The 12,518-nt window shown below is 71.5% G+C and carries 8 protein-coding genes; 6 read left to right on the top strand and 2 right to left on the bottom strand.

The window, feature by feature from the left end; all coding sequences use genetic code 11:
• The first annotated feature begins 47 nt into the window (after positions 1 to 47).
• Positions 48 to 3,794: an ABC transporter ATP-binding protein gene (locus ACIQWX_RS12955; RefSeq protein WP_400868873.1), complete on the top strand. Its 3,747-nt coding sequence runs from the start codon at positions 48 to 50 to the stop codon at positions 3,792 to 3,794.
• A 66-nt stretch (positions 3,795 to 3,860) separates the two neighbouring features.
• Positions 3,861 to 4,391, top strand: a complete 531-nt coding sequence (locus tag ACIQWX_RS12950) for a DUF4291 family protein (RefSeq protein ID WP_400868871.1) — start codon at positions 3,861 to 3,863, stop codon at positions 4,389 to 4,391.
• On the opposite strand, the gene ACIQWX_RS12945 is transcribed toward ACIQWX_RS12950, so the two are convergent.
• Positions 4,388 to 4,660: a hypothetical protein gene (locus ACIQWX_RS12945; protein ID WP_400868869.1), complete on the bottom strand. Its 273-nt coding sequence runs from the start codon at positions 4,658 to 4,660 to the stop codon at positions 4,388 to 4,390. The two genes, ACIQWX_RS12950 and ACIQWX_RS12945, sit on opposite strands and share 4 nt — an antisense overlap.
• A gap of 258 nt (positions 4,661 to 4,918) precedes the next feature.
• Here ACIQWX_RS12945 and ACIQWX_RS12940 point away from each other — a divergent pair, with 258 nt between their 5' ends.
• From ACIQWX_RS12940 to ACIQWX_RS12930, 3 genes are all read left to right on the top strand, one after another.
• A complete protein-coding gene (locus ACIQWX_RS12940; protein WP_400868867.1) occupies positions 4,919 to 8,623 on the top strand; it encodes a multifunctional oxoglutarate decarboxylase/oxoglutarate dehydrogenase thiamine pyrophosphate-binding subunit/dihydrolipoyllysine-residue succinyltransferase subunit in 3,705 nt (1,234 codons plus the stop codon).
• A gap of 159 nt (positions 8,624 to 8,782) precedes the next feature.
• Entirely contained in the window at positions 8,783 to 9,301 is a 519-nt protein-coding gene (locus ACIQWX_RS12935) for a GNAT family N-acetyltransferase (protein WP_400868865.1), read from the top strand.
• A 9-nt stretch (positions 9,302 to 9,310) separates the two neighbouring features.
• Positions 9,311 to 10,276, top strand: a complete 966-nt coding sequence (locus ACIQWX_RS12930) for an LLM class flavin-dependent oxidoreductase (RefSeq protein WP_400868863.1) — start codon at positions 9,311 to 9,313, stop codon at positions 10,274 to 10,276.
• A gap of 3 nt (positions 10,277 to 10,279) precedes the next feature.
• On the opposite strand, the gene ACIQWX_RS12925 is transcribed toward ACIQWX_RS12930, so the two are convergent.
• Positions 10,280 to 10,960 (bottom strand): TetR/AcrR family transcriptional regulator, encoded by a 681-nt coding sequence (locus ACIQWX_RS12925; protein ID WP_400868861.1) that lies wholly within the window; start codon positions 10,958 to 10,960, stop codon positions 10,280 to 10,282.
• 70 nt (positions 10,961 to 11,030) lie between these two features.
• Here ACIQWX_RS12925 and ACIQWX_RS12920 point away from each other — a divergent pair, with 70 nt between their 5' ends.
• Positions 11,031 to 12,140: an FAD-dependent oxidoreductase gene (locus ACIQWX_RS12920; protein ID WP_400868859.1), complete on the top strand. Its 1,110-nt coding sequence runs from the start codon at positions 11,031 to 11,033 to the stop codon at positions 12,138 to 12,140.
• The last annotated feature ends 378 nt before the right edge of the window (positions 12,141 to 12,518 follow it).

Here is a 12,518-nt window from a genome sequence, read left to right as displayed (position 1 = left end):
GGCTTTCCGGGAAATATTTTGTCGGTGGCGGCACTTAGTGTTGCAACGTGACCACCGCTCCGCCCCGCTCCCGTCAAGAGCTCCCACCCGCTGAGACCGCCGGCTGGGTCCGCCGGCTGTCCGCCGCGGCCTGGGAGCACCGCGCCATCGTCGTGCTGTCGCTGCTCGCCGCCGTCTTCAGCGTCGGCGTGCAGGCCGCGAGCCCGCTGCTGGTGCGCTCGGCGGTGGACGACGCCGTGGCGGGCCGCACCGGCGCGCTGCCCGGGATCGCCGTCTTCCTGGTGGCGCTGCAGCTGGTCGCGTTCGCCACCGCCTTCCTGCGCCGGTACTTCGGCGGGAAGCTCGCCCTCGACGTCCAGCACGACCTGCGCCAGCGCGTCTTCAACGCCGTCTCGCGGCTGGACGGCGGCAAGCAGGACGCGCTGCGCACCGGCCAGGTCGTCTCGCGCGCGATCTCGGACCTGCAGCTGGTCGTCGGGATCCTCATGCAGATCCCGCTCTCGTTCGGCTCGGTGATCTTCGCCCTGCTGTCGTTCGCCGCGATGCTGTGGATGTCCCCGGTGCTGACGCTGATCGCGCTGGTCGTGACGCCCGCCGTCGGCATCGTCATCGCCCGCAGCCGCAAGCGGCTGTTCCCGGCCACGTGGTCGGCGCAGCAGCGCGCGGCGGACGTCGCGCAGCAGGTCGAGGAGACCGTCACCGGCGTCCGGGTGGTCAAGGGCTTCGGCCAGGAGGCGCGAGAGGTCTCGAAGCTCGAGGGGACCGCGCGCAAGCTGTTCGCGGAGCGGCTTCGCGCGGCGAAGCTGTCGGCGGTGCCGACGGCGACGACCGCGGCCCTGCCCGCCGCCGGCCAGGTCGCCGTGCTCGGCATCGGCGGCGTCCTCGCGCTGAACGGCTCGATCACGCTCGGCACGTTCCTCGCCTTCGCGACCTACCTCGCGACGCTGATCGGGCCGGCCCGGATGCTGTCCGGCCTGGTCGTGCAGGCCCAGCTGACCCGCGCGGGCGCCGAGCGCGTCTACGAGCTGATCGACGCGCAACCGGAGGTCGTCGACTCCCCCGACGCGCGGCCGCTGCTCTCGGGGCCGCTCGGGGTCGAACTCGACGACGTCCGCTTCGGCTACACGCGCACCGAGCCGGTGCTGGCCGGCCTGTCGGTCGCCGCGAACCCGGGCGAGACCCTCGCGCTGGTCGGCACCGCGGGCTCCGGGAAGTCGACGATCTCCCTGCTGCTGCCCCGGTTCTACGACGTGCACGCGGGCGCGGTGCGGGTCGGCGGTCTCGACGTCCGTGACGTGCCCCTGCGGCAGCTGCGCCAGGCGATCGGGGTCGTGTTCGAGGAGGCGTTCCTGTTCTCCTCCTCGATCCGGGAGAACATCGCCTACGGCCGGCCGGACGCGAGCGAGGAGGAAATCGTCGCGGCGGCGCGCGCGGCCGAGGCCGACGAGTTCATCCGCGCCCTCCCGGACGGCTACGACACGCTGGTGGGCGAGCGCGGCCTTACGCTGTCAGGTGGCCAGCGCCAGCGGCTCGGGCTGGCCCGCGCGCTGATCACCGATCCGCGGATCCTGGTCCTCGACGACGCGACGTCGGCCATCGACACCGTCACCGAGGCGGCGATCCACGAGACCCTGCGCTCGGTTACGGCGAGCCGCACGACGCTGCTGATCGCGCACCGCCGCTCGACGCTGGCACTGGCCGACCGGATCGCGGTGCTGGACGAGGGCCGCGTCGTCGACGTCGGCACCGAGGCCGAGCTGGTGGAGCGCTGCCCGCTGTTCCGCGAACTGGTCGCGGGCCCGGGCGACGACGTCGAGGAGAAGCACCGCTGCGAGGGCCTCGACTGCGGCCAGGACGGCGTCACCCCGGCGCTGTGGCCGCGGGACGAAAGCCGTGACGAGGTCGACGACCTGGCGGACGCGGCGCGCTCGCGCAGCGGCGACCCGAACAGCAGCGGGTTCGTCGGCGGGGGCGGCGGCCTCGACGTGCCGCCGACGCCGGAGCTGATCGAAGGCGTGCGCAAGCTCCCGGCCGCTGCCGACGAGCCACGGATGTCCGATGTGGACGTCACCGCGCCCGACCCGGGGTTCAAGCTGGCCCGGCTGCTGCGGCCCGTTCGCTGGCCCCTAACTCTGGTGATCGGGCTGGTCGCGGCGGACGCGCTCGCCTCGATCGCGCTCCCGGGGCTGTACCAGTTCGGCGTCGACCACGGCGTGCGGCCGGGCGTCGAGTGGATGATCTGGCTCGCCGCCGGGATCGGCGCGCTGGTGATCGCGGCCGACTGGCTGGTCGTGTTCGCGCAGACGCGGCTGACCTCGCGGGTCGGCGAAACGGTGCTGTACGCGCTGCGCGTCCGCAGCTACGCGCACCTGCAGCGGCTCGGGCTCGACTACTACGAGCGGGAGCTGTCCGGGAAGATCATGACCCGGATGACGACGGACGTCGACGCGCTGTCGACGTTCCTGCAGACCGGCCTGGCCACCGCGGTGGTCAGCGCGCTGACGCTGGCGGGCATCACGGCGGCGCTGCTGGTCACCGACGCCGGGCTGGCGCTGTTCGCGCTGGCCATGGTGCCGGTGCTGGCGGTGGCCACGGTGATCTTCCGGCGAGCGGCGTCGAAGGCCTACAACGAGGCCCGCGAGCGGGTCAGCGTCGTCAACGCGGACATGCAGGAGAACGTGAGCGGCCTGCGCGTCGCCCAGGCTTACACGCGCGAGGACCGCTCCGCGGAGGCGTTCGCTTCGCGCAGCGACGACTACCGGCGCTCGCGGCTGCGGGCCCAGCGGTACGTCGCGACGTACTTCCCGCTGGTGGCGCTGCTGTCCGACCTGGCGACCACGACCGTGCTGGTCGCGGGCGCGAACCGCGTCTCGGCCGGGACGCTGTCGGCCGGCGTGCTGCTCGCGTTCCTGCTGTACCTGCAGCAGTTCTTCTCGCCGATCCAGCAGCTGTCGTCGGTGTTCGACGGCTACCAGCAGGCCCGCGTCGGCCTGAACCGGATCGGCGACCTGCTGCGGACGCCGACGTCCGTACCGGCGGCGGAGAACGCCGTGGCGGTGCCTCCGCGACTGCGCGGCGAGGTCTCGTTCAAGGAGGTCGACTTCGCCTACGCCGGCACGGACGCACCGGCGCTGGCGGAGTTCTCGCTGGACGTCGCGGCGGGCGAGACGATCGCACTGGTCGGCGCGACGGGCGCGGGCAAGTCGACGGCGGTGAAGCTGGTGGCGCGCTACTACGACGTCACCGGCGGCGAGGTCCGCATCGACGGCACGGACGTCCGCGAGTACGAGCTGGCCGGCCTGCGGCGCCGGATGGGCGTGGTGCCCCAGGAGGCGCACTTGTTCTCGGGCACGGTGGCGGACAACGTCCGCTACGGCCGCCCGGCGGCGTCGGACGCGGAGGTCGAGGCGGCGGTCCGCGCGGTGGGGGCGTTCGACGGGGTGGCGGCGTTGCCGGCGGGGTTCCTGCAGCCGGTGGGCGAGCGCGGCCGCTCGCTGTCGGCGGGCCAGCGCCAGCTGGTGGCGCTGGCCCGGGCCGAACTGGTGGACCCGGACGTCCTGCTGCTGGACGAGGCAACGGCGGCCTTGGACCCGTCCACGGAGGCGGCGGTGCTGCGGGCGACGGAGACGGTGGCCCGCCGGAGGACGACGTTCGTGGTGGCGCACCGCCTGGCGACGGCGGCGAGGGCGGACCGCATCGTGGTCCTGGACCACGGCCGCATCGCGGAGACGGGCACCCACGAGGAGCTGCTGGCGGCCGAGGGCCTGTACGCCCGCCTGTGGGCGCTGGGCTGAGGAGGGCCTCACCTGAACACCGAAAGTTCGTGGCCCGCCGGCCGAGCCACTGGAACCATGGCTGGCATGTTCGAAGAGAAGCGGGTCCCCGACCGGCAGGTCCGCGCGGCGCGGACCGATACGACCGTCCGCGTCTACCAGGCCTGCCCGCCCTCGGTCGCCGACACCGCGCTCGAGAAGCAGACCTTCGAGCGCACCGGCACCACCTGGCTCGACCCGTCCTTCCGCGCCGCCGCCTACCACAGCGGCAACGGCAGCAAGCCCGGCCGCGAACGCATCCTGGCCGTCGACCTCAGCCGCGACGGCTTCGAATGGGCGCTGGCCCACCCGGGTCCCGTGCTCATCCAGTGGGACGCCGAGCGAGATCTCGACCACACGCCGCTGAACTTCCAGGCCGTCCGCATCGGCCTCACCGGCGAAGCCCTCGACCACTACGTGACCGGGTGGATCACCGACGTCACCGATGTCACGTCCGTGATGCGCGACATCTCCGGGCTCCTGGCGACCGACCAGCTCCACAAGGCCGTGAAGCTCGTCCCCCACGAGCCGCCGTACGAACTGCCCGCCGACGTCGCGAAGGCGATCGGCGCCTCCTAAGGCAGCACCCGCCACTTCAGCGAGCCCATGCCCGCCGCCTCGACGTCCGGGCGCGAGGCCCACCGGACCGTCCCCGGGCGGACGTGCACCCCGGCGCCGACCAGCCAATCCGGCTCGTCCGGCTCGACCCACTCCATCTCTTCGAAGTCCGCGAGCGTCGGCCACACGGCCGAGCACGAATCACACGTCAGCACGACCGTGCCGGACTCCGTCACCAGCGGCCGCACCAGGCCCTGGTCCCAGAACGAAGGACATTCGACCAGCCACATCCCCCCAGTGGAACCCGCCGCGGTGAACGCCCGACGGCCGCCGGGAGAAGCCCGACAGAAGAGACCGCGAACCCTGTACCGGGTCCAGCGCTTAAGGTTCCCTTAGCACATCTTGATCGAGTCAGTGACCGATCCCCTAGTGCGCCACGCCTCACACAGGCCGGTTCCATCACATCGCGGTCACCGAGGGGGTTAGCCTGGTAGGCGCATCAGCGGATTCATGATCGAGATCGAGACGGATAGAGGCGAGCCCAAGCCGTGTCCAGCAGCAGCCCTGCGTCACAGTTCGGCCCCAACGAGTGGCTGGTCGAAGAGATGTACGACCAGTTCCTCGCAGACCCTTCCTCAGTCGATGCCGCCTGGCACGACTTCTTCGCGGACTTCAAGCCGACGCAGAACGCGCAGGCCAAGGCGGACACGGCCCGGCAGCAGGCCGAGGCCAAGCCGGCCACCAACGGCCAGGCGGCACAGCCGTCGGCCTCGGCCGTGCGGAACGCGGAGTCGGCGGCCAAGCAGGCCGCCCCCGCGAAGGCGGAGCAGAAGGCGGCGCCGAAGCCGGAGCCGAAGGCGGCACCCAAGCCGGCCGTCAAGGCGGAGCCGAAGGCCGACGCCAAGAAGGACGAGCCGGAGTCGAAGCAGCTGCGCGGCGCCGCGGCCGCCATCGCGAAGAACATGGACGCCTCGCTGAGCGTCCCGACCGCGACCAGCGTGCGCGCGGTCCCGGCCAAGCTGATGGCCGACAACCGCATCGTCATCAACAACCACCTCAAGCGCACGCGCGGCGGCAAGATCTCCTTCACGCACCTCATCGGCTACGCCATGGTGCGGGCGCTGAAGAACTACCCGAACATGAACCGGCACTACCAGCAGATCGACGGCAAGCCGTTCGCGATCACGCCGGAGCACGTCAACTTCGGGCTCGCGATCGACATGAAGGGCAAGGACGGCTCGCGCAACCTCGTCGTGGCTTCGGTGAAGTCGGTCGAGGACATGACGTTCCTGCAGTTCTGGCAGGCCTACGAGGACATCGTCAAGAAGGCCCGCAACAACAAGCTGACGGCCGACGACTTCTCCGGCACCACGATCTCGCTGACCAACCCGGGCGGCATCGGCACCAACCACTCGGTGCCGCGCCTGCAGGCCGGCCAGGGCGCCATCATCGGTGTCGGCGCCATGCAGTACCCGGCGGCGTTCGAGGGCACCAGCGAGAAGACGCTGGTCGACCTCGGCATCAGCAAGATCATGACGCTGACCTCGACGTACGACCACCGCATCATCCAGGGCGCGGAGTCCGGCGAGTTCCTCAAGCGCATCCACCAGCTGCTGCTCGGCGAAGACGGCTTCTACGACGACGTCTTCACCAGCCTCCGCCTGCCGTACGAGCCGATCCGCTGGGTCGCCGACATCCCGGACGGCCCGGTCGACAAGACCGCCCGCGTGATCGAGCTGATCGACGCGTTCCGGATGCGCGGCCACCTGATGGCCGACACCGACCCGCTGAACTACCGCCAGCGCAGCCACGCCGACCTGGACGTCCTGTCCCACGGCCTGACGCTCTGGGACCTCGACCGCGAGTTCCCGGTCGGCGGCTTCGCCGGCCAGGAGCGGATGAAGCTGCGCGACATCCTGGGCGTGCTGCGCAACTCGTACTGCCGCACGGTCGGCATCGAGTACACGCACATCCTCGACCCCGAGGAGCGGCGCTGGATCCAGGAGCGCGTCGAGATCCCGCACGAGAAGCCGGACCCCGCGGTCCAGAAGTACGTGCTCTCGAAGCTGAACGCCGCCGAGGCGTTCGAGACGTTCCTGCAGACCAAGTACGTCGGCCAGAAGCGGTTCTCGCTCGAGGGCGGCGAGACGGCGATCCCGCTGCTCGACACGCTGCTGGACAAGGCCGCCGAGCACGAGCTCGACGAGGTCGTCATCGGCATGCCGCACCGCGGCCGCCTGAACGTGCTGGCCAACATCGTCGGCAAGCCGATCAGCCAGATCTTCCAGGAGTTCGAGGGCAACCTCGACCCGGGCCAGGCGCACGGCTCCGGTGACGTGAAGTACCACCTCGGCGCCGAGGGCAAGTACTTCCGGATGTTCGGCGACGGCGAGACGAAGGTGTCGCTGACGGCGAACCCGTCGCACCTGGAGACCGTGGACCCGGTGCTCGAGGGCATCGTCCGCGCGAAGCAGGACCTCCTGGACAAGGGCGGCGAGGGCTACACCGTGCTGCCGGTCCTGATGCACGGCGACGCGGCCTTCGCGGGCCAGGGCGTCGTCGCCGAGACGCTGAACCTGGCGCTGCTGCGCGGGTACCGCACCGGCGGCACCGTGCACGTCATCGTCAACAACCAGGTCGGCTTCACGACCGCGCCGGAGCACTCGCGCTCGTCGCAGTACGCGACCGACGTCGCCAAGATGATCGGTTCGCCGATCTTCCACGTGAACGGCGACGACCCGGAGGCCGCGCACTGGGTGGCCAAGCTGGCCGTCGAGTACCGGCAGGCGTTCCACAAGGACGTCGTCATCGACCTCATCTGCTACCGCCGCCGCGGGCACAACGAGGGCGACGACCCGTCGATGACCCAGCCGGCGATGTACGACATCATCGACACGAAGCGCTCGGTGCGGAAGACCTACACCGAGTCGCTGATCGGGCGCGGCGACATCTCCGTCGAGGAGGCCGAGGCCGCGCTGCGCGACTTCTCGAGCCAGCTGGAGCACGTCTTCAACGAGGTCCGCGAGCTGGAGAAGCACCCGGCTAAGGCCAGCCCCTCGGTCGAGGAAGAGCAGCCGATGCCGGCCAAGGTGCCGACGGCGATCACCCGCGAGACGCTCGAGCACATCGGCGACGCGTTCGTGAACGTCCCGGAGGGCTTCACGCCGCACCCGCGCGTCAAGCCGGTCATGGAGCGCCGCCACAAGATGTCGCGCGAAGGCGACATCGACTGGGCGTTCGGCGAGCTGCTCGCGTTCGGGTCGCTGGCGATGGAGAACCGGCTCGTCCGGCTGTCGGGCCAGGACTCCCGCCGTGGCACGTTCACCCAGCGGCACTCGGTGTTCATCGACCGCAAGACCGGCCAGGAGTACTCGCCGCTGCAGAACCTGGCCGACGGCCAGGGCCGCGTGATGATCTACGACTCGGCGCTGTCGGAGTACGCGGCGGTCGGCTTCGAGTACGGCTACTCGGTGGCCAACCCCGAGTCGCTGGTGATGTGGGAAGCGCAGTTCGGCGACTTCGTCAACGGCGCGCAGACCGTCATCGACGAGTACATCTCCTCGGGCGAGGCCAAGTGGGGCCAGCGCTCCGACGTCGTGCTGCTGCTGCCGCACGGCCACGAGGGCCAGGGCCCGGACCACACGTCCGGCCGCATCGAGCGCTTCCTCTCGCTGTGCGCGGAGGGCTCGATGACGGTGGCGGTGCCGTCCACCCCGGCGAACTACTTCCACCTGCTGCGCCGCCACGCACTGGACGGCATCCAGCGTCCGCTGATCGTCTTCACGCCGAAGTCGATGCTGCGCAACAAGGCCGCGACGTCGGCCACCGCGGACTTCACCGGCGAAAGCCGCTTCATGTCGGTCATCGACGACACGACCCCGGACCCGGCGAAGATCCGCAAGGTGCTGCTGACCTCGGGCAAGCTGTACTGGGAGCTGGTGGCCGAGCGGACGAAGCGCGAGGCGGACGACGTCGCGATCGTGCGGATCGAGCAGTACTACCCGCTCCCGAAGAAGAAGCTGGTGGCGGCGCTCGAGCGCTACACGAACGCTTCGCAGGTGGCGTGGGTCCAGGAGGAGCCGGAGAACCAGGGCGCGTGGCCGTTCTTCGGGCTCAACCTGCCGCGGAAGTTCCCGGAGCTGTTCTCGAAGCTGGAAGTGGTGTCGCGCCGCCCGATGGCGGCCCCGTCGGCGGGTTCGTCGAAGGTCCACGAGGTCGAGCAGAAGGCGCTGATCTCGAAGGCGTTCGACTGATCGCGTGAGCACGCCGAAGGCCCCCTCCCGGTTCGCCGGCGAGGGGGCCTTCGTCGTCTCTGGCCCCGGAACTGTCGGTGTGGCCCGGTAGCGTGGCAGTCGGGGGCGCAGCCCAAACCTGTTTGCCCGCGGCCGCCGGTTCGCGGCAAGGTGACGACCATGCTGATCCGCCGCGAGACGCCCGCCGACCGCAGCGCCGTGCACACGATCCACAGCAAAGCCTTCCGGCGCGAACCCGGCGTCACCCCGGTCGAAGCGCCACTGGTGGACGAGCTGCGTGCGGACGGCGACCTGATCGACGCGCTCTCGCTGGTGACCGTGCGCGACGGCGAAGTCGTCGGACACGTCTGCTGCAGCCGGGCCCGCATCGGCGACGACATGACGTCCGCCGTCGGGTTGGGCCCGCTCGGCGTACTCCCGGCGCACCAGGGGAGCGGCGTCGGCTCGGCGCTCGTGCACGCGGTGCTCGGCGCCGCGGACGCGCTCGGCTACGGCCTCGTCGTCCTGCTCGGCAGCCCGGGCTACTACTCGCGGTTCGGCTTCGTCACGGCGTCGACGCTCTCGATCACCGCTAGGGAGCCCGCCTGGGGCAAGCACTTCCAGGCCCGCACGCTCACCGGCTACAAACCCACGCAAGCGGGCGCGTTCGAGTACGCGCCGGCGTTCTCCCGGATCTGAGGAGCTGGCATGTACGCACCGAGCTCGTCCGTCGGCGTCCGCATCAACCGCGAACAGCACCCGTCGAAGCTGGTGGACCTCGCGCGGCAGGCGGAGGACGCGGGTCTCGACGAAGTCTGGCTGGTCGAAGACTGCTTCTGGGCCGCCGGGATCGCCACGGTCGCGACGGCGCTCGCGGTGACGTCGACGATCAAGGTCGGCATCGGCGTGCTGCCGGCGGTGGCCCGCAACCCGGCGATCGCCGCGATGGAGCTGGCCGCGCTGGCGGAGCTGCACCCGGGACGGCTCATCGGCGGCCTCGGCCACGGCGTCGCCTCGTGGATGCGCCAGATCGGTGCGTACCCGGCGTCGCCGCTGGCGGCGCTGGACGAGACGCTCGTGGCGGTCCGCCGCCTGCTGGCGGGCGAGCGGGTTTCGATGCGCGGCCGGCACGTGCAGCTGGACGAGGTCGAGCTGGTGTTCCCGCCCGCTTCGGTGCCGCCGGTGCTCGCGGGCGTCCGGCGTCCGAAGTCGCTGGCGGTGGCCGGTTCCTCGGCGGACGGCACTATCCTCGCCGAGCCGTCCCCGCCGGAGTTCGTGCGGACGGCGCTGGCGGGCATCGCCGCCGGCCGGCCCACCGCGCACGCCTTGGTCACGTACAACTGGCTGGCGCTGGGCGACCGCGAACGCGCGCGGCTCACCGTGGCCGAATCCCTCACGCCGGGCGCGCGGGTGCAGGTCGAGGACCTGCCGTTCGCCTCGGAGCTGCTGGCGCTGGTCGACTCGGCGTCCACAGTGGACGAGCTGGCGGCAGGTCTGCGGCCGGAGTGGCTCGACCGGCTCGCGATCTGCGGCGATCTCGACCAGTGCGTGGCTTCGGTCCGCGCGCTGCACGCGGCCGGGAGCGGTTCGGTCGTCCTGCTCCCGCTGCCGGAAGAGCCGCCGGAGCGCGGCATCGAGGACGCCGGCAAGGTCGCGGCCGCCCTGCGCGCCTGACCGTCAGCGCGAGAGGCGGGCTTCGATGCCGTCGAGGAGGAATTCGAGACCGAGCTGGAAAGTCTCGTCGACGTCCAGGTGGACGGCGTCGCGGATGACCTTCTCCAGCGCCGGGTAGCGGCCCGTGGCGAAGGTCCGCTCCAGGTAGGGCCCGTGGGTGCGCTGCCACTCCGACTCGTTCATCCCGGTGGCCCGCTCGGCACGCCGCTCGGTGATCTCCCGGCGCACGGCACCGACCACGTACGCGTTGACGGCCTTGACCACCGGCATCACGTCGTCCACGTCGATACCGGTCAACCCGGCGAGGACGGCCTCTCCCCTGGCCAGCGCGTGCGGCCCGAGCTGGGGCCTGCCGCCGAGCAGGTCCGCGAACCACTCGTGCCGGTGCGCGGCCCGCCGGGTGGTCTCGGCCAGGGAGCGCAGCACCTCCCGCCAGCCGTCGCCGGCCGGCCGGATCGCGGCGTACACGTCGTCGACCATCAGGTCGAGCAGCTCTTCCTTGGTGTCGATGTAGCCGTACAGCCGCATCGGCCCGACGTCCAGCACGCCGGCGACCTTCCGCAGCGACACCGCCGCCAGGCCGTCCGCGTCCGCCAGCCGGATCGCCGCGCGGACGATCAGCTCCCGGCTCAGCGGAGCCGGGGTCGGCCTCTCCGGCGGCTTCGGCCGCTCCCACACCGTCACGCGGATGACCATACAGCGCCTGGTGCGATACGCTGTATCGAAAAATACGGTGTATCGAAGGAGACGCCCCATGACCATCGCCATCATCGGAGCCGGACCGGGCGGCCTGGCACTGGCCCGGGTGCTGCACGTCCACGGCTTCGAATCCGTCGTGTACGAACGCGAGACGTCACGGGACGCGCGCGGGCAGGGCGGCATGCTCGACATCCACTCCGGCCAACGCGCGCTGCGCGAGGCCGGCCTGCTCGACGACTTCTTCGCGATCGCGCGCGGCGAAGGCCAGGACATGCGGCTCCTCGAGCCGGACGGCACCCTGCTGCTCCAGGAGGACACGCCGGACGACGCTCCGCTCCTGCGTCCCGAGGTGGACCGCGCCGACCTGCGCGACCTGCTGCTGGACTCGCTCCCGGCCGGCACGGTCCGGTGGGGGCGTGCGTTCGAGTCCGCGGAAAACGGCGTCGTGCGCTTCGCCGACGGCAGCAGTACAACGTACGAACTGCTGGTCGGCGCGGACGGCGCGCAGTCCAGGGTCCGCCCGCTGGTCACCGACGCCCGCCCGGAGCACACCGGCCAGAACGTCGTCGAGGTCGGCATCCCGGACGTCGACCGCACGCACCCGGAGCTCGCGGCGATGGTCGGCCGCGGCACGTACTGGGCGATCGGCGGCGGCCGGTCCCTGGCGGCGCAGCGCAACGGCGACGGCCGCGTCCGCATCGGCATCAGCTTCTACGACACCGCCGAGGACTGGTTCGCGACGAGCGGGATCCCGTTCGACGACCCGGCCGCCGCCCGGGCGCGGCTGATCGACCTGCTCCCCGGCTGGGACGCCCGGTTCGCGGCGCTGATCGAGGCCTGCGACGACACGGTCGCGCGCCGGTCGATGACAACGCTTCCGATCGGGTTGACGTGGCCGTCGAAGCCGGACGTGACGCTGCTCGGCGACGCTGCACACCTGATGCCGGCGGTGGGGGAAGGCGCGAACCAGGCCCTGCTCGACGGCGCGTCGCTCGGCCGGGCGCTGGCCGCGCACCCGGACGACTACCCCGCGGCGATCGAGGAGTACGAACGCGAGATGTTCGCCCGCACCAGCGCGGCGGCCAAGATGTCCGCCGGCATGCAGGAGCTGCTGAGGTCACCGGACGCCGCGCAGCGGTTGCTCGAGTTCTTCCAGCCGAGCTGACCGCGCAGGGAGCGTTGTCCACGGCCGGGGTGACCGAGCCGAGAGCGTGGTCCGCAACCGGACTGACCGCGCCAAGAGCAATGTCCATCCGCCCGGCCGACCGGACCAAGAGCATTGTCCGCAACCGGGCTGACATCGCCGGGGAGCGTTGTCCACAGCCCGGCCGACATGTGGACAACCCGGCCGCGCGGCGGTCATCCCAGGCCGTTTCGTCGGGCGCACTCGATACGCTGGAACCGGGACGGTCCCCCTGGGAGGGCGGGCGCTGCTCGGGGCGGCGGGCGCTGGCCGAGACGGGCACTGGCCGGAGCGAGCACTGCTCAGGGCGGGCGCGGCAGGCATTGGCCGGGACGGGCGCTGGCCGAGGCTGCGGGCGCC

The sequence above is a fragment of the Amycolatopsis sp. NPDC098790 genome (genome assembly GCF_044759945.1).
Lineage (GTDB): Bacteria > Actinomycetota > Actinomycetes > Mycobacteriales > Pseudonocardiaceae > Amycolatopsis.
The sequence above is the reverse complement of the archived record's forward strand: the minus strand, read 5'-3'. Positions and strand labels throughout refer to the sequence as shown.

Coding starts and splice junctions, on each gene's coding strand:
- ACIQWX_RS12950 (WP_400868871.1), top strand. CDS start 3,861: ATGTTCGAAGAGAAGCGGGTCCCCGACCGGCAGGTCCGCGCGGCGCGG.
- ACIQWX_RS12945 (WP_400868869.1), bottom strand. CDS start 4,660: ATGTGGCTGGTCGAATGTCCTTCGTTCTGGGACCAGGGCCTGGTGCGG.
- ACIQWX_RS12935 (WP_400868865.1), top strand. CDS start 8,783: ATGCTGATCCGCCGCGAGACGCCCGCCGACCGCAGCGCCGTGCACACG.
- ACIQWX_RS12930 (WP_400868863.1), top strand. CDS start 9,311: ATGTACGCACCGAGCTCGTCCGTCGGCGTCCGCATCAACCGCGAACAG.
- ACIQWX_RS12920 (WP_400868859.1), top strand. CDS start 11,031: ATGACCATCGCCATCATCGGAGCCGGACCGGGCGGCCTGGCACTGGCC.